20 protein-coding genes are annotated in these 25547 nt (G+C 58.8%); 11 read left to right on the top strand and 9 right to left on the bottom strand.

Annotation, left to right across the window (positions count from 1 at the left end; genetic code table 11):
* Positions 1-7: 7 nt before the first annotated feature.
* The 5 genes from hslU to priA form a co-directional block, all read right to left on the bottom strand.
* Positions 8-1342 carry an HslU--HslV peptidase ATPase subunit gene (gene hslU, locus ABVR31_RS00690; RefSeq protein ID WP_058781914.1) on the bottom strand — a complete coding sequence of 445 codons (1335 nt, stop codon included), beginning with the start codon at positions 1340-1342 and terminating at the stop codon, positions 8-10.
* An 11-nt stretch (positions 1343-1353) separates the two neighbouring features.
* Entirely contained in the window at positions 1354-1884 is a 531-nt protein-coding gene (hslV, locus tag ABVR31_RS00695; protein WP_031279590.1) for an ATP-dependent protease subunit HslV, read from the bottom strand.
* 142 nt (positions 1885-2026) lie between these two features.
* Positions 2027-2926: a cell division protein FtsN gene (gene ftsN / locus ABVR31_RS00700; RefSeq protein WP_072208558.1), complete on the bottom strand. Its 900-nt coding sequence runs from the start codon at positions 2924-2926 to the stop codon at positions 2027-2029.
* Between the two features lie 153 nt (positions 2927-3079).
* Positions 3080-4117 carry a DNA-binding transcriptional regulator CytR gene (cytR, locus tag ABVR31_RS00705; RefSeq protein ID WP_021506839.1) on the bottom strand — a complete coding sequence of 346 codons (1038 nt, stop codon included), beginning with the start codon at positions 4115-4117 and terminating at the stop codon, positions 3080-3082.
* A gap of 166 nt (positions 4118-4283) precedes the next feature.
* Positions 4284-6482, bottom strand: a complete 2199-nt coding sequence (gene priA / locus ABVR31_RS00710; RefSeq protein ID WP_058770775.1) for a primosomal protein N' — start codon at positions 6480-6482, stop codon at positions 4284-4286.
* A 276-nt stretch (positions 6483-6758) separates the two neighbouring features.
* On the opposite strand from priA, the gene rpmE reads away from it, so the two are divergent.
* Positions 6759-6974 carry a 50S ribosomal protein L31 gene (gene rpmE, locus ABVR31_RS00715; protein WP_372771698.1) on the top strand — a complete coding sequence of 72 codons (216 nt, stop codon included), beginning with the start codon at positions 6759-6761 and terminating at the stop codon, positions 6972-6974.
* Positions 6975-7051: 77 nt separating this feature from the next.
* On the opposite strand, the gene metJ is transcribed toward rpmE, so the two are convergent.
* Complete coding sequence (metJ, locus tag ABVR31_RS00720) at positions 7052-7369, bottom strand: met regulon transcriptional regulator MetJ (RefSeq protein ID WP_007885403.1); 318 nt, start codon at positions 7367-7369, stop codon at positions 7052-7054.
* Between the two features lie 279 nt (positions 7370-7648).
* On the opposite strand from metJ, the gene metB reads away from it, so the two are divergent.
* The 3 genes from metB (at position 7649) to metF (ending at position 12355) form a co-directional block, all read left to right on the top strand.
* A complete protein-coding gene (gene metB, locus ABVR31_RS00725) occupies positions 7649-8809 on the top strand; it encodes a cystathionine gamma-synthase (RefSeq protein WP_021506836.1) in 1161 nt (386 codons plus the stop codon).
* A gap of 2 nt (positions 8810-8811) precedes the next feature.
* Entirely contained in the window at positions 8812-11244 is a 2433-nt protein-coding gene (locus ABVR31_RS00730) for a bifunctional aspartate kinase/homoserine dehydrogenase II (protein ID WP_021506835.1), read from the top strand.
* Between the two features lie 214 nt (positions 11245-11458).
* Positions 11459-12355: a methylenetetrahydrofolate reductase gene (gene metF / locus ABVR31_RS00735; protein ID WP_150361689.1), complete on the top strand. Its 897-nt coding sequence runs from the start codon at positions 11459-11461 to the stop codon at positions 12353-12355.
* Between the two features lie 67 nt (positions 12356-12422).
* Here the strand turns inward: metF and ppc are convergent, their stop codons facing one another.
* Both ppc and argE read right to left on the bottom strand, forming a co-directional pair.
* Entirely contained in the window at positions 12423-15074 is a 2652-nt protein-coding gene (ppc, locus tag ABVR31_RS00740) for a phosphoenolpyruvate carboxylase (RefSeq protein ID WP_031279588.1), read from the bottom strand.
* Positions 15075-15323: 249 nt separating this feature from the next.
* On the bottom strand, positions 15324-16472 hold the full coding sequence (gene argE, locus ABVR31_RS00745) for an acetylornithine deacetylase (RefSeq protein WP_021506832.1): 1149 nt from the start codon (positions 16470-16472) through the stop codon (positions 15324-15326).
* A 167-nt stretch (positions 16473-16639) separates the two neighbouring features.
* On the opposite strand from argE, the gene argC reads away from it, so the two are divergent.
* From argC to oxyR, 6 genes are all read left to right on the top strand, one after another.
* Positions 16640-17644 carry an N-acetyl-gamma-glutamyl-phosphate reductase gene (argC, locus tag ABVR31_RS00750; RefSeq protein WP_058781919.1) on the top strand — a complete coding sequence of 335 codons (1005 nt, stop codon included), beginning with the start codon at positions 16640-16642 and terminating at the stop codon, positions 17642-17644.
* A gap of 18 nt (positions 17645-17662) precedes the next feature.
* Positions 17663-18439, top strand: a complete 777-nt coding sequence (gene argB, locus ABVR31_RS00755) for an acetylglutamate kinase (protein ID WP_021506830.1) — start codon at positions 17663-17665, stop codon at positions 18437-18439.
* Positions 18440-18453: 14 nt separating this feature from the next.
* Entirely contained in the window at positions 18454-19671 is a 1218-nt protein-coding gene (locus ABVR31_RS00760) for an argininosuccinate synthase (RefSeq protein WP_021506829.1), read from the top strand.
* A 75-nt stretch (positions 19672-19746) separates the two neighbouring features.
* Complete coding sequence (argH, locus tag ABVR31_RS00765) at positions 19747-21126, top strand: argininosuccinate lyase (RefSeq protein WP_104094280.1); 1380 nt, start codon at positions 19747-19749, stop codon at positions 21124-21126.
* A 100-nt stretch (positions 21127-21226) separates the two neighbouring features.
* Positions 21227-22102, top strand: coding sequence for an Ig-like domain-containing protein (locus tag ABVR31_RS00770; protein ID WP_372771699.1), 876 nt, complete (start codon positions 21227-21229; stop codon positions 22100-22102).
* Positions 22103-22397: 295 nt separating this feature from the next.
* Positions 22398-23315, top strand: coding sequence for a DNA-binding transcriptional regulator OxyR (oxyR, locus tag ABVR31_RS00775; RefSeq protein WP_021506826.1), 918 nt, complete (start codon positions 22398-22400; stop codon positions 23313-23315).
* On the opposite strand, the gene sthA is transcribed toward oxyR, so the two are convergent.
* Positions 23298-24698, bottom strand: a complete 1401-nt coding sequence (gene sthA / locus ABVR31_RS00780; protein WP_021506825.1) for a Si-specific NAD(P)(+) transhydrogenase — start codon at positions 24696-24698, stop codon at positions 23298-23300. The two genes, oxyR and sthA, sit on opposite strands and share 18 nt — an antisense overlap.
* A gap of 193 nt (positions 24699-24891) precedes the next feature.
* On the opposite strand from sthA, the gene fabR reads away from it, so the two are divergent.
* The gene (gene fabR / locus ABVR31_RS00785; RefSeq protein ID WP_031279587.1) at positions 24892-25536 is read left to right on the top strand and encodes an HTH-type transcriptional repressor FabR; all 645 of its coding nucleotides are present in this window, start codon (positions 24892-24894) and stop codon (positions 25534-25536) included.
* Positions 25537-25547: the final 11 nt, after the last annotated feature.

A 25547-nucleotide genomic window follows, 5' to 3' on the forward strand; every position in this document is an offset into this window, starting at 1 on the left:
ACTGGAATTACAGAATGAAGCGGCTGAGATCTTCGTCGGCCACCAGTTCATCCAGATGCTGACCAACGTATTCGGCATCGATGGTGATCGATTCGCCGTGGCGATCGCTGGCGTCGTAGGAGATGTCTTCCATCAGACGCTCCAGCACGGTGTGCAGACGACGTGCACCGATGTTCTCGGTGGTTTCGTTCACCTGCCACGCCGCTTCGGCGATGCGACGGATGCCGTCATCGGTGAATTCAACGTTAACGCCTTCGGTGCCCATCAGCGCTTTGTACTGCACGGTCACGGACGCGTTCGGCTCGGTCAGGATGCGTTCGAAATCATTGACCGTCAGCGCCTGCAGCTCAACGCGAATCGGCAGACGACCCTGCAGCTCCGGAATCAGATCCGACGGGCTGGCCACCTGGAACGCACCGGAGGCGATAAACAGGATATGGTCGGTTTTGACCATGCCGTGTTTAGTGGACACGGTGCAGCCTTCCACCAGTGGCAGCAGATCGCGCTGTACGCCCTCACGTGACACATCCGGGCCCGACGACTGGCCGCCGCGCTTACAGATTTTGTCGATTTCGTCGATGAACACGATACCGTGCTGTTCAACCGCGTCGATGGCATCCTGCTTCAGCTCTTCCGGGTTCACCAGCTTGGCCGCTTCTTCTTCAATCAGCAGCTTCATCGCATCTTTGATTTTCAGCTTACGCGGTTTCTGCTTCTGGCCGCCGAGGTTCTGGAACATCGACTGCAGCTGGCTGGTCATCTCTTCCATGCCCGGAGGCGCCATGATTTCAACGCCCATCGGTGCAGCAGCCAGATCGATCTCAATCTCTTTGTCATCCAGCTGGCCTTCGCGCAGTTTTTTGCGGAACGACTGGCGCGCAGCGGACGGCTCAGCGCTCTGCTCCGGCTGCCCCCAGTTGTTTTTCGCTGGCGGGATCAGCACATCCAGAATGCGATCTTCTGCCATCTCTTCAGCGCGGTATTTGTTTTTCTCGATCGCCTGGCTGCGCACCATCTTGATGGCGGAGTCCGTCAGATCGCGAATAATCGAATCCACTTCTTTCCCGACATAGCCCACTTCGGTGAATTTAGTGGCTTCAACTTTGATGAACGGCGCATTGGCCAGCTTCGCCAGACGGCGGGCGATTTCGGTTTTACCGACGCCGGTCGGGCCGATCATCAGGATGTTTTTTGGGGTCACTTCATGGCGCAGCTCTTCGTCAAGCTGCATGCGGCGCCAGCGGTTACGCAGCGCAATGGCGACCGCTTTTTTGGCGCCGTCCTGGCCGATGATGAAGCGGTTAAGCTCGCTGACAATCTCGCGTGGAGTCATCTCAGACATGGTTTTGGTCCTTACGCCTTAGACGGTAATTCTTCGTAGTTAATGTTGTGGTTGGTGTAGATGCAGATATCACCGGCGATATTCAGCGCTTTGGCTACGATATCGTGCGCACCCATCTCCGTGTTCTCCAGCAGCGCGCGGGCGGCTGCCTGGGCGTAAGGCCCGCCGGAACCGATGGCAATCAGGTCATTTTCCGGCTGAATCACGTCACCGTTACCGCTGATGATCAGAGAGGAGTTCTCATCGGCAACCGCCAGCAGCGCTTCAAGGCGGCGCAGCATCCGGTCAGTACGCCAGTCTTTCGCCAGTTCGACCGCGGCTTTCACCAGATGGCCCTGATGCATCTCCAGTTTACGTTCGAACAGTTCAAACAGGGTAAAGGCATCTGCGGTGCCGCCAGCAAAGCCCGCGATCACTTTGTCGTTGTAAAGACGACGCACCTTTTTAACATTGCCTTTCATTACGGTATTGCCGAGCGTCGCCTGGCCATCACCGCCGATCACGACCCGGCCGTTGCGTCGTACACTTACTATTGTTGTCACGGGCAGACCCCTTGTTGCAGTGGAAAAAAGACACCGCGCAGCGGGCGCGGCGTATCATGCAACCAGATATGGGGTAATCCTGTGGGGTTTCAACCCCCGGCAATATCTGATGCTGCAAATTGCCGGGGGCGAGCAGGGAGGGTTAAGGCAGGGCGAGCGGGATACAGCTGCTGTGGCCGGAGCTGTGCAGGCGCTTCACGGTGCTGTCTGCGCTGCTGCGGTCTTTAAACGGCCCAATCACCACGCGATTCCAGCCGCCGCCAGTCGTGATGCGGCTTTCGAAACCTTCAAACGCCAGACCGGCGCGTACCGATTCCGCCTGATCGGTACCTTTAAACGAGCCACACTGCACCATCCAGCGCTGGGTGCTCGCTTTCTCTTCCGTTTTGGCTTTGGCGCTCTCCTGCGGCTTCGCCGGCTCGCGAGTGATCGGTGCGGCCTGTTGCTGCTGCTGGCGTGCCGCCTGCTGCTGCAATTCCTGCTGGCGCTGCTGCTGCAACTGTTGCTGACGCTGCTGCTGTAACTGCTGTTGCTGACGCTGCAACTGCTGTTGTTGCTGTTGTGCCTGCTGCTGACGCTGCAGGGTTTGCTGGCGCTGAGCCGGGGTTTGTTCGTTCCACGGCACTTCATTCAGCTGGGTTGGCTGCTGGCGCATATCGGCCTGCATCTGCTCCAGCAGCTGACGCTGTTCGTCGGTCAGCTGAGTTTGCGACTTGATTTCGCCCCCGGCAGACGGCTCGGTGGGCGACGGCACGGTCACCTGACGATTTTCCAGCTCTTTGATGTACTTCCAGCGCTCTTCCGGCTTCGGCGGCAGGCCATTACCGTTGGCTTTATGATTCGGAATCACCGGTGTTTCTTCTTTTTTGTGATGCGAGATGAACCATAAACCACCGGCAAAGGTCACCAGCACTGCCACGGCCAGTACTATCATCAGCTTTGAAGTGCCGGAGCCGCCTTTGCTTTTCTTGCTGCGGCCTGCGGGTTTTTTGCGACGCGTCCCTGTTGAACGCCCGCGGCCTACGTAATCTCTCTGTGCCACTTTCGTTCTGATACCCTTCAAAAAAATGCCACTGGGCGTGTAAATGGGGTGTTAATTTTGCCCGGCAAGGAATGCGTCATGTTACTCAAGGGCTGGAACTTTGACCAGCACAGTCTGCCTTCAGAATCTGCTGAAAATGCAGGGTTCCCGCATTCATTTTTCGCGTTTTGCTGCCGGTGCGGTACTACCGCGGACGCGGAGTTCGGCGTCGAGCAGGCGTGAACCGTTATTGACCCGTTTGCCCTGCAGCTCATCCAGCAGCAGCAGCATCGCTTCGCGGCCAATGGCAAAACGCGGCTGTGCCACGGTGGTCAGGGGCGGATCGTAGTATTGTGCCAGCTCGATATCATCGAAGCCGACCACCGACAGATCCTGCGGAATACGCATTCCCAGCTTACGCGCCTGGTTCATCGCGCCCAGCGCCATCAGATCGCTATGGCAAAACAGGGCTTTCGGCGGCTGCGGCAGGCTCATCAGCTGCTTCAGCGCGCTGGCACCGGCTTCAAAGGTAAAGTCGCCGTGCACAATCAGCGTGGGATCGATGGCGATATTGCTGCGGCGCAACGCCTGGATATAACCCTGCAGACGATACTGGCTGAGCGGGATATGTTCCGGTCCGGTGATGCAGGCGATCTGCCGATGGCCCAGCTGTAACAGGTGATTCACCGCTTCAAAGGCCGCGGTCAGGTTATCGATATGCACCGTGGGCAGCGCCATCTCCGGCGCGAACTCGTTGCCCATCACCATGGGCGGCAAATTACGCTGATCTTCAATGCCGGCGTCGAACGGCAGCTGCGAACCCAGCAGTACCATGCCGTCAATCTGGCGCGTCAGCATCAGGTTAAGGAAGGTTTTCTCCTGCTGATCCTGATGCGCGCAGTCACCAATCAGCACCAGATAGCCTTCCTGCGCGGCAGTCACTTCCACGCCGCGGATAATCTCGCTGAAGAAAGGGTCACAGATGTCCGGCACAATCACCAGAATGGTTTGCGTGTCGCCGCGTTTAGCGTTGCGCGCCAGACCGTGCGGCGCATAGCCGACCGCCTGCACCGCCTGTTCCACTTTCTGCCGGGTCGCGGCGGAGACTTTTTCCGGATTCATCAGCGCGCGCGAAACCGTGGCGGTGGAGACGCCAGCCTGCTCGGCCACATCTTTCATGGTGGCTGCCGATGAGGGTTGCTTCTGATCCAACGTTAACTCCTGACGCGGTACAGCGCATAGATATTCACACATAGCCGGCCCAGTGCCGGGACGGGCACTATTGTTAACCCAACGCCGTGTGAGGTTGTTACTTAATTTGCATAAAAATTGTGACTTGTGCGACTTTTTTCGATCTGGCTCGCAGATGTGGCGCGGCTTAACTCTCGGTGGGGTCGATATCCAGCGTCCATTTGACTTTACGCGCGGCGGGCAGGGTGGTGACCAGCGGCAGTGAACTGCTCAGCAACTGCTGCAGCCGCTTGCGCGATGGATGCTGTAGCAGCAGTTGCCAGCGCCAGCGTCCGCTGCGCTTCGGTGCCAGCGCCGGGACCGGCCCCATCAGCCACATCGCCTCATCTTTGAGCGGGCTGGCTTCCAGCAGGTTACGCAGCTGAGTAAGGAACTCCGCCGCCTGCGCATTATCCAGATCTTCAGCGCGAAACAGTGCGTGGCTGGTCCACGGCGGCAGCTGCACTGACTGGCGCTCCAGCAGCGTCTGATCGGCAAACGCAAAATAGCCGCGATGCAGCAGCGTTTGCAGCAGTGGATGCTCCGGATGGTGCGTCTGTAGTAACACTTCGCCCTGCTTACCGGCCCGGCCGGCGCGGCCGGCGACCTGTGTGTAGAGCTGGGCAAAGCGCTCGGCGGCCCGGAAATCCGCAGAAAACAGCGCGCCATCAACATCCAGCAGCGATACCAGCGTCACGTCCGGGAAGTGATGGCCTTTGGCCAGCATCTGCGTGCCGACCAGAATGCGCGCCCCGCCGCGATGCACATCGGCCAGATGCTGTTCCAGCGCGCCTTTGCGGCTGGTGGTATCGCGATCGATGCGCGACACCGGTACGCCAGGAAACAGCGTGCTGAGCTGCTGCTCCAGCTGTTCCGTGCCCACGCCGACCGGCAGCAGATGGGTGGAACCGCAGCCCGGACACTGATGCGGCAGCGGACGCTGGCTGTCGCAGTGGTGGCAGCGCAGCTGACGATGCTGCTGATGCAGCGTGTAATAACTGTCGCAACGCTGGCACTCCGCCAGCCAGCCGCAGTCGTGGCACATCAGCGCTGGCGAAAAGCCGCGGCGATTGAGAAACAGCAGAACCTGATTATCCGCCTGCAGGTGTTGGCGCATCTTGCCCAGCAGCGCCGGCGCGAGGCCGCCTTTCAGCTGCTGCCCCTTTAGATCGATTAGCTGCTGCAGCGCCGGTTTGGCGTTACCGGCACGTTTGGTCAGGTTGAGCTGGCGATATTTGCCGACACGCACGTTGTGCAGCGTCTCCAGCGCCGGTGTCGCCGAGCCCATCACAATCGGCACATCTTCTTCGTGAGCGCGGAATACCGCCAGATCGCGCGCCTGGTAGCGCCAGCCTTCCTGCTGTTTGTAGGAGCTGTCGTGTTCTTCATCAATGATGATCACGCCCGGCCGCGCCAGCGGTGTGAACAGCGCGGATCGTGTGCCGATGACGATGGCGGTCTCGCCGCTGCGCGCGCGCAACCAGACCGCCAGACGCTCGCTGTCATTGAGCGCCGAGTGCAGCACATCAATCGGCGCATCGAAGCGTTCACGAAAGCGGGCAATGGTTTGCGGCGTCAGGCCAATTTCCGGCACCAGCACCAGCGCCTGTTTGCCGCGCGCCAGCACATTCTCCAGCACGCTGAGATAGACCTCGGTTTTACCCGATCCGGTAATGCCTGCCAGCAGCCACGCGGCGTAATGTTCGTCCTCGCTGCGAATGGCGCCCACCGCCATCGCCTGATCGGTATTCAGCCGCAGCCGTTCACCTTTCACCGCGAAACTGGTGCGCCAGTCGTGCTGCTGTGGCGCATGTTCGCGCAGGTCGCACAGGCCTTTGGCACGCAGCGCCTGCAGCGCGGCATCGGTAAAATCCTGCTCGCCGATCTGATGCCGATACAGCGGCCGCTGACGCAACGCCGCCAGCGCCTGCTGCTGTTTCGGCGCGCGCTTCAGGCTTTCCAGCGCCACTTCGCGCCCGGCTTCGTTCACTACCCACTGCCACAGCGGCGCTTCCTGGGCCGGCTTGCCCTGACGCAGCAGCACCGGCAGCGCATGGCTGAGCACTTCGCCGAGCGGAGAGTGATAGTAGCCGGCGGCCCAGTTGAGGATGCGCCACAGCGCGGGTGAGAACAGCGAGCGGTCGTCGAGCAACGCATCAATCTGCTTCAGCTGGGCAAGGGGGAGATCGCTGGTGGCGCGCGTGCTAACCACGATGCCAGTCATTTTCCGGTTGCCGAACGGTACGCTCACGCGCGCGCCGGCCACCGGCTGCGGCGCATCGGCGGGCAACAGGTAGTCAAACAGGCGAGGCAGCGGAACGGGCAGGGCAACCTGAACAACGGGCATGTCGATCTCTATCCGGTTCTGTAAAAAGGAGAAGTAGTGTACACGCTGGCGTCACCCCCGTCATACTTCAGCGCGCGGCGGCGCTGTCTGCAGGCGTTTCCCCGGCATGGCAGAGCACGGCGCATTGCGCGGATTTGATCAATGCGCTCATTTTCTGTATACTATGCCGCCTTTGATGAGATGACTCGTCAGAGATACAACATTTATTAACCGCGTGTGGTGCTGTGCAGGTTCGCCTGGCACGGAGAGCGACACGGCCTTTTATGAGGTTCTCCCATGAAACAAGGTATTCACCCGAAATACGAAGCTGTGACCATCACCTGCTCTTGCGGCAACGTGATCAACACCCGTTCAACCATGACTGGTACCCTGAACCTGGACGTGTGCGGCAAATGCCACCCGCTCTACACCGGTAAGCAGCGTGTTGTTGACTCTGGTGGTCGTGTTGATCGCTTCAACAAGCGTTTCAGCATCCCAGGCAGCAAGAAATAAGATTATTTGCCGGCGAATCTTCACGATTCGGTTGCAAGAAAAAACCCAGCCTCGGCTGGGTTTTTTTATTTCTGGCCTCAGTATTCCCAGCTGTCGGGATCGATGCCCATCTCACGCATAATCTGTTTTGCTTCTTCCGGAATCTCGTCGCTGCGCTCTTTACGCAGATCAACATCATTCGGCAGCGGTTGCCCGGTGAAGGCATGCAAAAAGGCTTCGCACAGCAGTTCGCTGTTGGTGGCGTGACGCAGATTGTTCACCTGACGGCGGGTACGCTCATCCGTTAAAATCTTCAGCACTTTCAGCGGGATAGAAACTGTAATCTTCTTAACCTGCTCGCTCTTCTTACCGTGTTCAGCGTAAGGGCTGATATATTCGCCGTTCCATTCAGCCATGGGTTACCTTAATCAATAAAAAGTTGAATATGGGGAAATCCGTTGATTATGCCCGATTTTTCGATGCCTGACCGCTTAAACTGCCGGTTTTATGCTTACACATCGCGTTTCACAGGAAAGCGCGCTGAACACCAGGCGATGACGCGTAATTTTAGCGGGTATTGCGGCTTTGCTCAATCTATACGCAAAGACATTTAGATGTCCAGATGTATTGACGTCCAGTTGCGGAATGTTATTCTGTTGCCACTTTTTTATTACACTTCAGGAACAGTAAGCACCATGACGCGTAAACAGGCAACCATCGCAGTACGCAGCGGTTTGAATGATGACGAGCAATATGGCTGCGTTGTCCCACCGATTCACCTCTCCAGCACCTATAACTTCCTCGATTTCAACGAGCCGCGCGCGCATGACTATTCACGCCGTGGTAACCCGACGCGCGATGTGGTCCAGCGCGCGCTGGCTGAGCTGGAAGGGGGCGCGGGCGCGGTGCTGACCAACACCGGGATGTCGGCGATTCATCTGGTGACGACGGTGTTCCTGAAGCCAGGCGATCTGCTGGTGGCGCCGCACGACTGCTACGGCGGCAGCTATCGTCTGTTTGACAGCCTGAGCAAGCGCGGCGCTTACCGCGTGAAGTTTGTCGATCAGGGCGATGAAGCGGCGCTGGCGGCGGCGCTGGCGGAAAAACCAAAGCTGGTGCTGGTCGAAAGCCCGAGCAATCCGCTGCTGCGCGTGGTGGATATTGCGGCCATCTGCGCCGCCGCGCGTGCTGCCGGTGCGGTGAGCGTAGTGGACAATACCTTCCTCAGCCCGGCGCTGCAGAACCCGCTGGCGCTGGGTGCCGATCTGGTGATCCACTCCTGCACCAAATATCTCAATGGTCACTCGGACGTGGTGGCCGGTGCGGTCATCGCTAAAGATCCGGCGCTGGTCACGGAACTCGCCTGGTGGGCGAATAACATTGGCGTCACCGGCGCGGCGTTTGACAGCTACCTGCTGCTGCGCGGCCTGCGCACGCTGGCACCGCGCATGGCGGCGGCGCAGCGTAACGCCCTGGCGATTGTTGATTACCTGAAGCAACAACCGCTGGTGAAAAAGCTGTATCATCCGTCTCTGCCAGAGAATGCCGGACACCAGTTTGCCGCCCGTCAGCAGCGCGGTTTTGGCGCCATGCTCAGTTTTGAACTCGACGCCGATGAGGCGCGGCTGCGCCGCTTCCTGAAAGCGCTGCAGCTGTTCACGCTGGCGGAGTCGCTGGGCGGCGTGGAAAGTCTGATTTCGCACACCGCCACCATGACGCACGCCGGCATGTCGGCGGACGCGCGTGCCGCAGCGGGCATTTCCGACTCGCTGCTGCGTATTTCTGTCGGAATTGAAGATCACGAAGATTTAATCGCCGACCTGGATAATGCATTCAGGATCGCAGCCGAGGGGTAACCATGACGATTTCAGCAGGCGCGGGAACGCCGATCAAGCAGTTGCATAAATTTGGTGGCAGTAGCCTGGCCGACGCGCGCTGTTATCAGCGCGTCGCCGGTATCATGGCCGATTACAGCCAGCCGGGCGACTTAATGGTGGTCTCAGCCGCAGGCAGCACCACTAACCAGCTGATCAGCTGGCTCAAGCTGAGCCAGAGCGATCGCTTATCGGCCCATCAGGTGCAACAGGCGTTACGCCGTTTTCACAGCGAACTGATCGCTGCACTGCTGCCTGCTGAATATGCAGAAACCCTGACCGCAGCCTTCATCCGCGATCTTGAACGCCTGGCGGCGCTGCTCGACGGCGCCATCACCGATGCGGTGTACGCCGAAGTGGTTGGCCACGGCGAAATCTGGTCGGCGCGCCTGATGGCGGCGGTGCTCAGCCAGCGCGATATCGAAGCGGCGTGGCTGGACGCACGCGACTTCCTGCGTGCCGAACGTGCGGCACAGCCGCAGGTAGATGAAGGCAAATCCTGGCCGCTGCTGCAGGCGCTGCTGGCGCAGCATCCGCATAAGCGTCTGGTGGTGACGGGTTTTATCAGCCGCAGCGAAGCGGGCGAAACCGTACTGCTCGGCCGTAACGGCTCTGACTACTCGGCAACGCAGATTGGCGCGCTGGCGGGCGTGAACCGCGTCACCATCTGGAGCGACGTGGCTGGCGTTTACAGCGCGGACCCGCGCAAGGTCTCCGATGCCTGCCTGCTGCCGCTGCTGCGGCTGGATGAGGCCAGCGAGCTGGCCCGACTGGCGGCGCCGGTGCTGCACACGCGTACGCTGCAGCCGGTCTCCAACAGCGACATCGATTTACAGCTGCGCTGCAGCTATCAGCCGGAGCAGGGCTCAACGCGCATTGAGCGTGTGCTGGCGTCCGGCACCGGCGCGCGCATTGTCACCAGCCACGACGATGTCTGCCTGGTTGAGATTCAGATTCCCGATAGCCACGATTTTGCCACCCAGCAGAAAGAGATTGATCTGCTGCTGAAGCGCGCGCAGCTGCGTCCGCTGGCGATGGGTATCCATCCGGATCGTCGCCTGCTGCAGCTGTGTTACACCTCGGAAGTGGTCAACAGCGCCTTTAACCTGCTGCAGGACGCGGCGCTGCCCGGTCATCTGCAGCTGCGCGACGGTCTGGCGCTGGTGGCGCTGGTCGGTGCTGGCGTAACGCGTAATCCGCTGCACAGCCATCGCTTCTGGCAGCAGATCAAAGACCAGCCGGTCGAATTCGTCTGGCAGTCAGAAGATCACATCAGCCTGGTAGCGGTGCTGCGCGTCGGCCCGACCCAGCATCTGATTCAGGGACTGCACCAGTCGTTGTTCCGCGCCGAGAAGCGCATCGGCCTGATTCTGTTCGGCAAAGGCAATATCGGCTCACGCTGGCTGGAGCTGTTCGCGCGCGAGCAGGAGACGCTGTCGGCGCGTACCGGGTTTGAATTTGTGCTGGCGGGCGTGGCGGACAGTAGCCGCAGCCTGCTGAGCTACGACGGCCTCGACGCCAGCCGGGCGCTGGCCTTCTTTGATGATGAAGCCGAAGCGCGCGACGAAGAGTCGCTGTTCCTGTGGATGCGCGCGCACCCGTTTGACGATCTGGTGGTGCTCGACGTCACCGCCAGTGATTCGCTGGCGCAGCAGTATCACGATTTTGCCAGCCACGGCTTCCACGTCATCAGCGCCAACAAAGTGGCCGGCGCTGCCAGCGGCCAGAGCTGGCGTCAGGTACGCGATGCCTTCGCCAAAACCGGTCGCCACTGGCTGTATAACGCGACCGTGGGTGCCGGATTGCCGGTCAATCACACGGTGCGCGACCTGCGTGAAAGCGGCGACAGCATTCTGGCGATCAGCGGTATCTTCTCCGGCACGCTGTCGTGGCTGTTCCTGCAGTTTGACGGCACGGTGCCGTTCAGCGAGCTGGTCGATCAGGCGTGGCAGCAGGGCTTAACCGAGCCCGACCCGCGCGTCGATCTCTCCGGTCAGGACGTGATGCGCAAACTGGTGATTCTGGCGCGCGAAGCCGGTTACGACATCGAACCGGATCAGGTGCGGGTTGAATCGCTGGTGCCGTCACAGTGCGAGGGCGAATCCATCGACCACTTCTTCGAAAACGCCGACGAGCTGAACGAGCAGATGCTGCAGCGCTTCGAAGCCGCACAGGAGATGGGGCTGGTGCTGCGCTACGTGGCGCGTTTCGATGCCAACGGTAAAGCGCGCGTCGGCGTGGAAGCAGTGCGTCCGGAACATCCGCTGGCGGCGCTGCTGCCGTGCGATAACGTGTTTGCCATCGAAAGCCGCTGGTATCGCGACAATCCGCTGGTGATCCGTGGGCCGGGTGCCGGCCGGGATGTCACCGCCGGGGCGCTCCAGTCTGATATCAATCGTCTCGCCCAACTGCTGTAAACCTGCTGCGCAGACGGCGTCTGCTGTCTGCGTTTTTCCCTCTGCTTCCCCGTCAGGTGAATCCCTTTCACTTTGGTTGAATATTTGTCACGCCCGGCAAGCAATTTTATGTTGACGCTAAGCTGAAGATCGTTCATTTTGTGCATCTGGACGTCTAAACGTATGGATGTTCGCGGTTCGCAAATTAATCGATATGTGATGATGAGGTAACAGGATGAGTTTCTTTCATGCCAATCAGCGCGAAGCGCTGAACCAGAGCCTGGCTGAGCTGAACGGGCAAATTAATGTCTCTTTTGAGTTTTTCCCGCCCCGCACCAGCGAAATGGAAACAACCCTGTGGAACTCCATCGACCGCCTGAGCAGCCTGAAACCCAAATTCGTCTCGGTCACTTACGGAGCCAACTCCGGCGAGCGCGACCGCACTCACAGCATCATCAAAGGCATTAAAGAGCGCACCGGACTGGAAGCGGCACCGCATCTCACCTGTATTGATGCGACGCGCGATGAACTGCGCGCCATTGCGCGTGACTACTGGAATAACGGCATTCGCCATATCGTGGCGCTGCGCGGCGATTTACCACCGGGCGGCGGCAAACCGGACATGTACGGCAGCGATCTGGTGTCGCTGCTGAAAGAGGTCGGTGATTTCGACATCTCGGTAGCGGCCTATCCCGAAGTGCATCCGGAAGCGAAGAGTGCGCAGGCGGATCTGATCAATCTGAAGCGAAAAATTGATGCCGGCGCCAGTCGCGCGATTACCCAGTTTTTCTTCGACGTGGAGAGCTATCTGCGCTTTCGCGATCGCTGCGTGGCCACCGGTATCGACGTGGAGATCGTGCCGGGCATTCTGCCGGTCTCCAACTTTAAACAGCTGCAACGTTTCGCCACCATGACCAACGTGCGCGTACCGGGCTGGATGAACGCCATGTTCGACGGGCTGGATGATGATGCGGAGACGCGCAAAATGGTCGGTGCCAACATCGCCATGGACATGGTGAAAATCCTGTCGCGCGAAGGGGTGAAGGACTTTCACTTCTACACGCTGAACCGCGCCGAGATGAGCTACGCCATCTGCCACACGCTGGGTGTTCGCCCGACGCTGGCGGCATAAGCGTGAAAGGATAAAAAAGAGAAGGGGGCCTCAGGGCCCCCTTCTTGCTGTGATGCGCTGCCAGCCGTTAGCCGGTGTTACGCATGCCGGCCGCGACGCCAGCGATAGTGACCATCAGCGCCTGTTCTACGCGCGCATCAGGTTCATCGCCGCGCTCTTCCTGCGCACGCGCACGCTGCAGCAGTTCCGCCTGCAGCACGTTGAGCGGATCGGTGTAGACGTTACGCAGCGCGATGGATTCGGCGATCCACGGCTGGTCCGCCATCAGATGCGCATCGTTCGCGATGGTCAGTACCGCTTTGATGTCGGCATCGAGCTGATCGCGCAGCTGTTTGCCGAGCGGCCACAGCGATTTATCCACCAGACGCTGATCGTAATACTCCGCCAGCCACAGGTCAGCCTTCGAGAACACCATCTCCAGCATGCCGAGGCGCGTGGCGAAGAACGGCCATTCGCTGCACATGGTTTCCAGCTGATCCTGATGGCCTTCGTCCATCGCTTTCTGCAGCGCCGCGCCGGCCCCCAGCCACGCGGGCAGCATCAGGCGGTTCTGCGTCCAGGCAAAGATCCACGGAATGGCGCGCAGCGACTCTACGCCGCCGGTCGGACGCCGTTTCGCCGGGCGCGATCCGAGCGGCAGTTTACCCAGCTCCTGCTCTGGCGTCGCCGAGCGGAAGTAGGGTACGAAGTCCGGATTTTCACGCACATAGCCGCGGTACATGGCGCACGAATAGGCTGACAGGCCGTTCATGATCTCCTGCCATTCGCGTTTTGGTTCTGGCGGTGGCAGCAGGTTGGCTTCCAGAATCGCCCCGGTGTAAAGCGACAGGCTGGCGATGGTGACTTCCGGCAGGCCATATTTGAAGCGGATCATTTCGCCCTGTTCGGTCACGCGCAGGCCGCCTTTCAGGCTGCCCGGCGGCTGTGACAGCAGAGCTGCATGCGCCGGTGCGCCACCGCGGCCAATCGAACCGCCGCGTCCGTGGAACAGCGTCAGGGTAATGCCGGCTTTGTCGCAGGTTTTAATCAGCGCATCCTGGGCCTGATACTGTGCCCAGCTGGCTGCCATCACGCCGGCATCTTTTGCCGAGTCGGAATAGCCAATCATCACCATCTGCTTGCCGTTGATGAAGCCGCGATACCAGTCGATATTCAGCAGCTGGCTCATCACGTCATTGGCGTTGTTGAGGTCGTCGAGGGTTTCAAACAGCGGCGCCACCGGCATTGCGTAAGGGATGCCGGCCTCTTTCAGCAGCAGGTGCACCGCCAGCACATCAGACGGCGTTTTGGCCATCGAAATCACATAGGCGGCAATCGAGCCCTGCGGCGCTTCTGCCGCCACTTTGCAGGTATCCAGCACTTCACGCGTATTGTCGCTGGGCTCCCACTGCCGCGGCAGCAGCGGCCGCTTGGAATTCAGTTCACGGATCAGAAACGCCTGCTTGTCGGCTTCTGACCAGCTTTCGTAGTCGCCCAGTCCGAGATAGCGCGTCACTTCGGCAATCGCTTCGGTGTGGCGGGTGCTCTCCTGACGGATATCGATACGCACCAGCGGCACGCCGAAGCACTTCACGCGGCGCAGCGTATCCAGCAGCTGGCCGTTGGCGATGATGCCCATGCCGCACTGCTGCAGCGACTGGTAAATAGCAAACAGCGGCTGCCACAGTTGATCGTTAGAAACCAGCAGATCGGCCGGACGCGGCAGGCGCTCGCCCTTCAGGCGGCGCTCCAGATAGCTCTGGGTGCTCATCAGCTGGCTGCGGATACGCTTCAGAATCACACGATACGGCTCCAGCGCCTCCGCATCGCCACACAGTTCGCGCACTTCGTCGCTGCACTCGGACATTGACAGCTCGGACACCAGCACGCCGATGTCGCGCAGGAACAGGTCGGCGGCTTTCCAGCGGCTTAGCTGCATTACGTGGCGGGTAATCGGTGCGGTGACGTTCGGGTTACCGTCACGGTCGCCGCCCATCCACGAGGTAAATTTGATTGGCACAAAATCCACCGGCAGCTGGATGCCGAAGCTCTCTTCCACCTGCTGGTTCAGCTCGCGCAGAAACGCCGGCACGCCTTCCCACAGGCTGTTCTCCACCACCGCGAAGCCCCATTTGGCTTCATCTACCGGCGTCGGGCGATATTTACGGATCTCATCGGTGTGCCATGCCTGCGCTACCAGCTGACGCAGACGGCGCATAACCTGGTTGCGTTCGTAGTCGGTGATGTCACTGTGGTCGAGCTGCTGCAGACAGCTGTTCACTTCGCCCAGCTTGTGGATCAGCGTGCGGCGGGTAATTTCGGTCGGGTGGGCGGTGAGCACCAGCTCCAGCGACAGCTCCTCAATCGCCTGGCGGATGGCCGGCTCGCTGAGATCGCTCTGCTGCTTCAGGCGCTCGAAGGTCTTTTTCAGCAGCTCCGGATGGTTAGCACCGTCGCCACTGCGCGAAATGGTTTGATACTGTTCTGCCACGTTGGTGAGGTTAAGGAACTGGCTGAACGCGCGTGCCACCGGCAGCAGCTCGTCGTTAGACAGGTTTTGCAGCGTGGAGAGCAGTTCCTTACGATGAGTGTCATTTCCTGCACGGGATGACTTAGAGAGCTTGCGGATGGTCTCCACCCGATCGAGGATGTTCTCTCCCAGTGCATCCTTTATCGTATCCCCGAGCAGTTTGCCGAGCATACTGACATTACTTCGCATTGCGGAATATTGTTCGTTCATGTGACCCTGACACCCTTATCGTCTTAAATATAAAACCTCTATACCCAACGGGCATAACATCGTCTTTTATCTAGCCACGGTTCTTCCTGTTCGTCAATTGACTTAAATTGCCGGTATCGTGCTGCTAACTATCGGAAATTCATCGAATTTAATTGACAGGAGGTGGGATAAGTTATTCTTATTATCAAATCCCGGATAATGACGGGGCAATTTGCTGATTTCGCAGTGAAATGCCCCATCTTTTAATCATCAATGGCAAAAATGCTGCACAACCTGAGTGATAAGCGCATGAGTTGGCTTAATAAATGCGGTATCAATAAACTCATCTGGCTGGTGCGCCTGATTGATGGATCCAGGCCCTAACACCAGCGTCGGGCACAACTGCTGGATAAACGGCGCTTCGGTGCAGTAATTCACCACTTCTGTCGGCACGCCCAGCAGCTTCTCCACCACTTTGACCAGTTCATGATCGGCCGGGCATTCGTAACCGGGAATCGGCGGATGCAGCTCACCGACAGTCAGACGGCCCGGCCAGCGCGCGCTCACCGGTGCCAGCGCTTCATTGAGTAAACCGTCGAGATCGCTCAGCGTCAGTCCCGGCAGCGGACGAATATCCATATGCAGCTCACAGCAGGCGCAGATGCGGTTCGCCGCGTCGCCGCCGTGGATATGGCCAAAGTTCATGGTCGGATACGGAATGGCGAAGCCGTCATGGTGATAGCGCTCTTTCAGCGTATTACGCAGCTGCATCAGCTGAGTAATGGATTCATGCATCAGCTCGATCGCGTTCACGCCGCGCGCCGGATCGCTGGAGTGCCCGGACTGACCCTGAATGCGGATGGCGTGCGACAGATGGCCTTTGTGGGCACGCACCGGTTTCAGCGACGTCGGTTCGCCGATGATGGCGCAGTCCGGCCGCAGCTGGGTCGATTCAGAGAAGTATTTCGCGCCGGCCATCGTGGTCTCTTCATCGGCGGTGGCGAGGATGTACAGCGGTTTGCTGAGCTTCGTCACGTCAACGTCACGCAGCGCATCAAGAATAAAGGCAAAGAAGCCTTTCATGTCGGCGGTGCCTAAGCCGTACAGCTTGTTATCGTGTTCGGTCAGGGTAAAGGGATCGCGCGTCCAGCGGCCATCGTCATACGGCACGGTGTCAGTATGGCCCGCCAGCAGCAGGCCACCTGCGCCGCTGCCGCTGCGCGCCAGCAGGTTGAATTTGTGGCGCGTACCCGGCACCGGCTGGACTTCCACGCTGAAGCCGAGATCGCGGAACCAGCCCGCCAGCAAATTGATTAAAGTTTCATTGCTCTGATCCAGCGCGCTGTCGGTGGCGCTGATCGACGGTGTTGCAATCAGCTGGCGGTAGAGTTCGATAAAAGGTGGAATTTTTGTCTTCACTGTTGACGGTCCCTGGGTTAGGATGTATCAATATTAATGCATTAATAGTGAATAAAAATACATTAACGTCGTCTGCATGTGAACTGAAAAAAGCTGCAAACGGCATCGTGGGCAACGGGGCAATGCCGCGACCCGATACGTGTGACTGTAATAAGGTATACAGCCTGATGTTGAATACGCTGATCGTTGGTGCCAGTGGTTATGCTGGCGTAGAGCTTGCCACCTACCTGAATCGCCACCCGCATATGAACATAACCGCTTTGGCGGTTTCAGCGCAAAGCCCGGATGCCGGAAAGTTACTCTCCGATCTCCATCCGCAGCTGAAAGGCAGGGTCGATTTGCCATTGCAGCCGCTGGGTGATGCCGCAGAGTGGGCCGGCAAGGTCGATGTGGTGTTCCTCGCCACCGCACACGAAGTCAGCCACGATCTGGCCCCGGAATTCCTGAAAGCCGGCTGCGTGGTGTTCGACCTCTCAGGCGCGTTCCGCGTTAACGACGACGGCTTTTATCAACAGTATTACGGTTTCAGCCATCAGCACCAGGCGTGGCTCGACAAAGCCGTTTACGGCCTGGCCGAATGGAACCACGAGCAGATTAAAGACGCGCAGCTGGTGGCGGTGCCGGGTTGCTATCCGACCGCCGCGCAGCTGGCGCTTAAACCGCTGATTAAGGCTGGCCTGCTTAATCCGGCTCAGTGGCCGGTCATCAATGCCACCAGCGGCGTCAGCGGTGCCGGACGTAAAGCCAGCGTCACCACCAGCTTCTGTGAGGTCAGCCTGCAGCCGTACGGTCTCTTCAATCACCGCCACCATCCGGAGATTGTGGCCCACCTCGGCACGCCGGTGATCTTCACGCCGCATCTCGGTAATTTCCCGCGCGGCATTCTGGAAACCATCACCTGCCGTCTGAACGCCGGTGTGAGCCAGCAGGATGTGGCGGCGGCGTTCCACAGCGCTTACCACGATAAACCACTGGTGCGGCTGTACGACAAAGGCGTACCGGCGCTGAAAGGGGTGGTTGGCCTGCCGTTCTGCGATATCGGCTTTGCCGTGCAGGGCGAGCACCTGATTGTTGTCGCAGCGGAAGACAACCTGCTGAAAGGCGCCTCCTCACAGGCGGTGCAGTGTCTCAATATTCGTTTCGGCTTCCCCGAAACGCTGTCTCTGATTTAACGGACGGATAACCTGACCATGAGCAATCCTCTGATCATTAAGCTGGGCGGCGTACTGCTGGATAGCGAAGAAGCGCTGGCGCGTCTGTTTGATGCCCTGCTGGCGTACCGCACGCAGTATCAGCGTCCGCTGATCATCGTCCACGGCGGTGGCTGCCTGGTGGACGAGCTGATGAAGAAACTGGCGCTGCCGGTGAAAAAGAAGAACGGTTTGCGCGTGACGCCAGCCGATCAGATCGACATTATTACCGGTGCGCTGGCCGGCACCGCCAACAAAACGCTGCTGGCATGGGCGAAGAAGTACGGCATTGGCGCAGTGGGTTTATGCCTCGGCGATGCCGGCCTGGTGAACGTGGCACAGTTCGATGAGGAACTGGGGCATGTTGGCAACGCCACGCCGGGTAATCCGCAGCTGCTCAATACGCTGCTGGATGCAGGCTATATGCCGGTGATCAGCTCGATTGGCATCACCGACGGCGGCGAACTGATGAACGTCAACGCCGACCAGGCCGCGACCGCGCTGGCGGCGACGATCGGTGCCGATCTGGTGCTGCTGTCGGACGTCAGCGGTATTCTCGACGGCAAAGGTCAGCGCATCGCCGAGATGACTGCAGCCAAAGCCGAGCAGCTGATTGCCCAGGGCATTATTACCGATGGCATGATTGTGAAAGTGCATGCGGCGCTCGACGCGGCGCGTACGCTGGGCCGCCCGGTGGATATCGCCAGCTGGCGTCATGCTGAACAGCTGCCAACCCTTTTCAACGGCGTGTCGATTGGCACCCGGATTCTCGCATAATCAAGGATTACGACATGAGCACGCAAAACATCAAAAAAATCGTTCTGGCTTACTCGGGCGGTCTGGATACCTCGGCCATCATTCCCTGGCTGAAAGAGAACTACGGTGGTTGTGAAGTGGTGGCGTTCGTGGCCAACATTGGTCAGGATCCGGCCGATCTGGAAGGCGTAGAGAAGAAAGCGCTGCAGTCGGGCGCGTCTGAGTGCCACGTGGTCGATCTGCGTGAAGAGTTTATCAGCGAATACGTTTACCCGGTGCTGCAGACCGGTGCGCTGTACGAAGGCACCTATCTGCTGGGCACCTCAATGGCGCGTCCTATCATCGCCAAAGCGCAGGTTGAACTGGCGCTGAAAGTGGGCGCAGACGCGCTGTGCCACGGCGCAACCGGTAAAGGCAACGATCAGGTGCGTTTCGAAACCACCTATACCGCGCTGGCACCGCAGCTTAAAGTGGTGGCGCCATGGCGTGAGTGGAACCTGCGTTCGCGTGAAGCGCTGCTGGATTACCTGAAAGAGCGCAATATCCCGACCACCGCATCGCTGGAAAAAATCTACAGCCGTGATGAGAACGCCTGGCACATCTCGACCGAAGGTGGCGTGCTGGAGAGCCCGTGGAACGCGCCAAACAAAGATTGCTGGGTGTGGACCGTCGATCCGCTGGAAGCGCCGGATCAGCCCGAAAACGTCACCGTCAGCGTGGAGAAAGGCCAGGTTGTTGCGGTGAACGGTGAGAAACTGAGCCCGTTCCAGTGTCTGGAAAAACTCAATGCGCTGGGGGCGAAACACGGCGTAGGCCGGATTGATATCGTGGAAAACCGTCTGGTGGGCATCAAATCACGCGGCTGCTACGAAACCCCTGGCGGCACCATCATGGTTAACGCGCTGCGTGCGGTTGAGCAGCTGGTACTGGATCGCGACAGCTTTAAATGGCGTGAACAGCTGGGTCAGGAGATGTCTTACGTGGTGTATGACGGCCGCTGGTTCGCACCGCTGCGTCAGTCAATCCAGGCCGCTGCCGCATCGCTGGCAGAGCTGGTGAACGGTGAAGTGGTACTGCAGCTGTATAAAGGCCAGGCCACGGCGATCCAGAAAAAATCGGCGAACAGCCTGTACTCAGAAGAGTTTGCCACCTTCGGCGAAGACGAAGTGTACGATCACCGTCACGCGGGCGGCTTTATCCGTCTGTTCTCGCTCTCTTCACGCATTCGCGCGCTGAACGAGCAGAAGAAGTAATACCGGCGGCAGGCGACATATTTTGCAGGGGCGGCTTCGGGCCGCCCTTTGTTTAACAGATTCAGGAGCAAGCAGATGGCACTTTGGGGCGGACGTTTTTCGCAGGCGGCAGATCAACGGTTTAAACAGTTCAACGACTCACTGCGGTTTGACTACCGCCTGGCGGAGCAGGACATCATCGGTTCGGTGGCCTGGTCAAAAGCGCTGGTCACGGTAAACGTGCTGAGCAGTGAAGAGCAGCAGCAGCTGGAAGCCGCGCTGAATGCGCTGCTGGAAGAGGTTCGCGCCAATCCGCAGCAGATTCTGCAGAGCGATGCCGAGGATATTCACAGCTGGGTGGAAGGCAAGCTGATCGATAAAGTCGGCGCGCTGGGCAAAAAGCTGCACACCGGGCGCAGCCGTAACGACCAGGTGGCGACCGATCTCAAACTGTGGTGTAAAACGCAGGTGGCACTGCTGCTGGAAGCCACGCGCGAGCTGCAGTCGGCGCTGGTAGCCACGGCTGAGGCCAATCAGGATGCCGTGATGCCGGGCTACACCCACCTGCAGCGGGCGCAGCCGGTGACGTTTGCCCACTGGTGTCTGGCCTACGTTGAGATGCTGGCGCGCGACGAGAGCCGTCTGCAGGATACGCTGAAGCGGCTGGACGTCAGCCCGCTGGGCTGCGGCGCGCTGGCCGGTACTGCTTATGAGATCGACCGTGAGCAGCTGGCCGGCTGGCTCGGCTTCGCCTCTGCCACGCGTAACAGCCTGGATACCGTGTCCGACCGCGATCACGTGCTGGAGCTGCTGTCTGATGCCTCGATTGGCATGGTGCACCTATCGCGCTTCGCTGAAGACATGATCTTCTTCAACACCGGTGAAGCCGGCTTTATTGAGCTGTCCGATAAAGTGACGTCGGGCTCATCGCTGATGCCGCAGAAGAAAAATCCGGACGCGCTGGAGCTGATCCGCGGCAAGTGCGGTCGCGTGCAGGGCGCACTGACCGGCATGATGATGACGCTGAAAGGGCTGCCGCTGGCGTACAACAAAGATATGCAGGAAGACAAAGAAGGGCTGTTCGATGCGCTCGATACCTGGCTTGACTGCCTGCATATGTCAGCGCTGGTGCTGGATGGCATTCAGGTGAAGCGTCCGCGCTGTCAGGAAGCCGCCGAGCAGGGTTACGCCAACTCGACCGAACTGGCCGATTATCTGGTAGCCAAAGGCGTGCCGTTCCGCGAAGCGCACCATATCGTCGGCGAAACCGTGGTGGAAGCGATCAAACAAGGCGTCGCGCTGGAAGCATTAAGTCTGGCGCAGTTTAAGCAGTTTAGCGCGGCGATCGGGGAAGATGTTTATCCGGTGCTGTCGCTGCAGTCTTGTCTCGATAAGCGTAACGCGCGCGGCGGCGTAGCACCACAGCAGGTGGCGCTGGCGATTGGCGAAGCGAAGCAGCGCTTAAACCTGGCGTAATGCGCGCCAGGAAATTTCTTTCGTAAAAAAGAGACAATTCTTGATCGGCCTGGCGTGAAGAGTTCTTAAAGTGTGCTCGCAGTTAATTTGGAGAACATAAATGAGCACTTCACGCTTTGGCTACCCTTTCTTTCCTCTGGAGCCGGCCGTTGAAAACCAGGTTCCTGTCACCTTCGATTCCGCCTCGGTGAATGACGGCGGTTTTATTGTCGATGGCGAGATCACCCGCGATACGCGCCCTGCGCTGAACGGCTATGCCGGCCGTGGCGTCACGCTTGAGTGTTACCATCACGGCGAGTTAGTGGGCAGCACGCTCAGCGATGCTCAGACCGGCTACTTCAGTTTTACGCTGCCTGCCGCGCTGGCGGGCGGGAGTCATCAGTTCGTGGCACAGGTGGCGGCAATGCCGCAGAGCGCCAGCGCCCCCTTTACGCTGATCGTCGAAGACGCCGGTTTTGTGCCGGTCACGCTAACCGCCATGCACAGCGGCACGCAGTTTATCTGGCCGGAAGAGAGCACCACGCAAACCCAGCCGACCTTTTCCGGTAAAGGCCAGCCTGGCAGCCGGGTTGAGCTGTTTGATAACGATGAGCCGCTCGGCAGCGCGCTGGTCGATAGCGATCACAAATGGACCTTTACGCCGTCTTATGCGCTGGCCGCTGGCGAGCATCAGATCGTGGTGACATGCGGCGCAGGGAATGTCAGTGCGCCGGTCAGCCTGATCGTCGCGGATGATATTACGGGAGATGTGGCCCGGCCGGAGGCACTCAGCGGCCTGCATCTGCATGATCTGCTGGCCAGCGTGCCGGTTAACCTGTTCCAGGACGCGGAGCTTAACCCGGCCACGCAGCAGTATGAGCTGGTGCTGAATAATGACGATCTGCAGCAGGAGCTGACGCAGTCCGGTATCGTTGGCCACTCTCTGGTGCTGACGGAGCAGGATTTGCAGCAGTTGCTGGGTGATGTGCCACTGTGATGCAGAGGCAAAAAAAAAGCGGGCTTTAAGTAGCCCGCCAACCTCTAGCTTCGGAATTACATATAGTTATAGGCACATCATCAAAGGGCTGGCACTCCCGGCCAACTCAGTGATTTCGTGAGCAGGTTGCAGGTGCTGCTCCAGATTGTTGTTGTTGCGTGTCTGCGTTAGCCGCTTTAACAATCTGTGGTCTTAATCAGATGGCCGGTATTATTCCTGTTCACCGCTTGATAGGGCTAATCGTTCATTGCTATTCTATCTATCGCCACGGGCTATCGTGGTTTGGAGGCTATCAATGAACATTCGTGATCTGGAATATCTGGTTTCGCTGGCGGAACATCGCCACTTTCGTCGTGCCGCTGATGCCTGTCATGTCAGCCAGCCGACCCTGAGCGGGCAGATTCGCAAGCTGGAAGATGAACTGGGTGTGATGCTGCTGGAACGGACCAGCCGTAAGGTGCTGTTTACTCAGGCTGGACTGCTGCTGGTGGATCAGGCGCGAACCGTGCTGCGTGAAGTGAAGGTACTGAAGGAGATGGCCAGCCAGCAGGGCGAAACCATGTCCGGGCCGCTGCACATTGGTCTGATTCCGACTACCGGTCCCTATCTGCTGCCGCATATTATTCCGATGCTGCATCAGACCTTCCCGAAACTCGAGATGTATCTGCACGAGGCGCAAACGCAGCAGCTGCTGGCGCAGCTCGACAGCGGTAAGCTCGACTGCGCGATTCTGGCGCTGGTAAAAGAGAGCGAAGCTTTTATTGAAGTGCCGCTGTTTGATGAGCCGATGAAGCTGGCGATCTACCAGGATCACCCGTGGCACGATCGCGATCGTGTGCCGATGTCGGATCTGGCTGGTGAGAAACTGCTGATGCTGGAAGATGGTCATTGTTTGCGCGATCAGGCGATGGGCTTCTGCTTCGAAGCCGGCGCTGATGAAGATACCCATTTCCGCGCGACCAGCCTGGAAACGCTGCGCAACATGGTAGCAGCCGGCAGCGGTATCACTTTGCTGCCGTCGCTGGCGGTGCCGAATGAGCGCGTGCGTGATGGCGTGTGCTATCTGCCGTGTTACAAACCGGTGCCGCAGCGCACCATCGCGTTGGTGTATCGTCCGGGATCGCCTCTGCGCAGCCGCTATGAGCAGCTGGCAGAAGCAATTAAAACCCACATGCAGGGTTACCTGGACCGTTCGTTAAAACAGGCGGTTTAAGCCGTTTAACGCCGCCACGCGGTAGGCTTCGGCCATGGTGGGGTAGTTGAAGGTGGTGTTCACGAAATACTCAATCGTGTTACCGCCGTTCTTCTGCTCCATGATGGCCTGGCCGATGTGGATGATCTCCGCCGCACGCTCGCCAAAGCAGTGAATACCCAGAATCTCTTTGGTTTCGCGGTGGAACAGGATCTTCAGACTGCCGACGTGCATGCCGACAATCTGCGCGCGTGCCAGATGCTTAAACTGTGCACGGCCCACTTCATACGGCACTTTCATCGCCGTCAGCTGCTGTTCGGTTTTGCCGACGGAGCTGATTTCCGGAATGGTGTAAATCCCGGTCGGGATATCTTCAATCAGGTGCGCGGTGGCTTCCCCTTTGATGATCGCCTGCGCGGCAATGCGGCCCTGATCGTAAGCGGCAGAGGCCAGGCTCGGGTAGCCAATCACGTCGCCCACCGCATAGATATGCGGCTGCGCGGTCTGATACATACTGTTCACTTTCAGCAGTCCACGGCCATCAGCTTCCAGCCCGACGTTTTCCAGCGCCAGTGAATCGGTATTACCGGTACGGCCGTTAGCGTACAGCAGGCAATCGGCTTTGACCTTTTTGCCGGACTTGAGGTGCATGATGACGCCATCGCTGACACCTTCAATCTTCTCAAACTCTTCGTTGTGACGAATCACCACGCCGCTGTTCCAGAAGTGATAAGAGAGCGAATCGGACATCTCCTGATCGAGGAACGCCAGCAGGCGATCGCGGGTGTTGATCAGGTCAACCTTGACGTTAAGGCCGCGGAAAATCGACGCATATTCACAGCCAATCACGCCCGCACCATAAATGATGACGTGGCCGGGTTCATGATGCAGGTTGAGGATGGAGTCGGAGTCGTAAATGCGCGGATGGGTAAAATCGACGTCCGCCGGGTGATACGGGCGGGAACCACAGGCGATGACAAACTTCTCTGCGGTTAAGCGCTCCCGCGTGCCGTCTGGCTGTTCCACTTCGATGGTGTTGGCATCAACAAAATGGGCGTCGCCCTGATAAAGCTCACAGCGGTTACGCTCGTAAAAGCCCTGACGCATGGCAGTCTGCTGGCTGATGACGTTCTCAGTATGATTCAGAATGTCGGCGAACGAGGAGCGCAGGAGTCGGGTGTGATCGCTATAGAGAGGGTTTTGATTGAACTCGATGATACGGCTGACAGCGTGACGCAGAGCTTTGGAAGGGATGGTTCCCCAGTGAGTACAACCGCCGCCGATGTTGTGGTAGCGTTCGATCACTGCAATGCGCGCTCCCTGCTTCACCAGCCCCATCGCCGCACCTTCGCCGCCCGGACCGGAGCCAATCACAATGGCATCGTAATCGTAAGACTTTTGCATACCAGTACGTCCTATGTTTCTATACATTTTTACAACGAGATTCTAACATCTCGCCGCGCACATCTGAATTCTAACAGCGTAAATTGGCAAAGTTTGACAATCAGTGAGGTTAACAGGCGGTCACAAACTTTGCGCCGCTGTACGCTGAAAAGTTTGTTATAGTGCCTGCCTGATTACTCACAAGGCCGGGAAAATGGGCGTTCGAGCGCAACAAAAAGAACGTACACGACGTTCACTGATTGAAGCGGCATTCAGTCAGTTAAGTGCAGAAAGGAGTTTTGCCAGCCTGAGTTTACGCGAAGTGGCACGCGAAGCCGGCATTGCACCGACCTCGTTTTACCGTCACTTTCGCGATGTGGATGAGCTCGGCCTGACGATGGTCGATGAAAGTGGCCTGATGCTGCGCCAGCTGATGCGCCAGGCGCGCCAGCGCATTGCCAAAGGCGGCAGCATTATCAAAACCTCGGTCGCCACGTTTATGGAGTTCATCGGGAACAATCCCAACGCTTTTCGTCTCTTACTACGCGAGCGCTCCGGCACCTCAGCGGCTTTTCGTGCGGCGGTCGCGCGGGAGATTCAGCACTTTATCGCTGAACTGGCCGACTACCTTGAGCTGGAAAACCGCATGCCGCGCAGCTTTACCGAAGCGCAGGCGGAAGCGATGGTGACGATTGTGTTCAGCGCCGGCGCGGAAGCGCTGGATGTGGATATCGAACAGCGGCGCAAACTGGAAGAGCGTCTGGTGCTGCAGCTGCGAATGATCGCCAAAGGCGCGTATTACTGGTATCGCCGGGAGCAAGAGCGCCTGGCGGTTACCCTGGAAACCCCCGAAGAGTAATGTGATAAGGA

The sequence above is a fragment of the Pantoea sp. WEP genome, from assembly GCF_041678305.1.
GTDB lineage: Bacteria > Pseudomonadota > Gammaproteobacteria > Enterobacterales > Enterobacteriaceae > Pantoea > Pantoea dispersa.

Excerpts from the sequence above, each read along its gene's own strand:
- ABVR31_RS00760 (WP_021506829.1), top strand. The coding sequence starts at position 18,454 with ATGAGCACGCAAAACATCAAAAAAATCGTTCTGGCTTACTCGGGCGGT.
- argB (WP_021506830.1), top strand. The coding sequence starts at position 17,663 with ATGAGCAATCCTCTGATCATTAAGCTGGGCGGCGTACTGCTGGATAGC.
- argH (WP_104094280.1), top strand. The coding sequence starts at position 19,747 with ATGGCACTTTGGGGCGGACGTTTTTCGCAGGCGGCAGATCAACGGTTT.
- hslU (WP_058781914.1), bottom strand. The coding sequence starts at position 1,342 with ATGTCTGAGATGACTCCACGCGAGATTGTCAGCGAGCTTAACCGCTTC.
- sthA (WP_021506825.1), bottom strand. The coding sequence starts at position 24,698 with ATGCAAAAGTCTTACGATTACGATGCCATTGTGATTGGCTCCGGTCCG.
- rpmE (WP_372771698.1), top strand. The coding sequence starts at position 6,759 with ATGAAACAAGGTATTCACCCGAAATACGAAGCTGTGACCATCACCTGC.
- oxyR (WP_021506826.1), top strand. The coding sequence starts at position 22,398 with ATGAACATTCGTGATCTGGAATATCTGGTTTCGCTGGCGGAACATCGC.
- fabR (WP_031279587.1), top strand. The coding sequence starts at position 24,892 with ATGGGCGTTCGAGCGCAACAAAAAGAACGTACACGACGTTCACTGATT.
- ABVR31_RS00730 (WP_021506835.1), top strand. The coding sequence starts at position 8,812 with ATGACGATTTCAGCAGGCGCGGGAACGCCGATCAAGCAGTTGCATAAA.
- argC (WP_058781919.1), top strand. The coding sequence starts at position 16,640 with ATGTTGAATACGCTGATCGTTGGTGCCAGTGGTTATGCTGGCGTAGAG.
- ppc (WP_031279588.1), bottom strand. The coding sequence starts at position 15,074 with ATGAACGAACAATATTCCGCAATGCGAAGTAATGTCAGTATGCTCGGC.
- ABVR31_RS00770 (WP_372771699.1), top strand. The coding sequence starts at position 21,227 with ATGAGCACTTCACGCTTTGGCTACCCTTTCTTTCCTCTGGAGCCGGCC.
- metJ (WP_007885403.1), bottom strand. The coding sequence starts at position 7,369 with ATGGCTGAATGGAACGGCGAATATATCAGCCCTTACGCTGAACACGGT.
- metF (WP_150361689.1), top strand. The coding sequence starts at position 11,459 with ATGAGTTTCTTTCATGCCAATCAGCGCGAAGCGCTGAACCAGAGCCTG.
- priA (WP_058770775.1), bottom strand. The coding sequence starts at position 6,482 with ATGCCCGTTGTTCAGGTTGCCCTGCCCGTTCCGCTGCCTCGCCTGTTT.
- metB (WP_021506836.1), top strand. The coding sequence starts at position 7,649 with ATGACGCGTAAACAGGCAACCATCGCAGTACGCAGCGGTTTGAATGAT.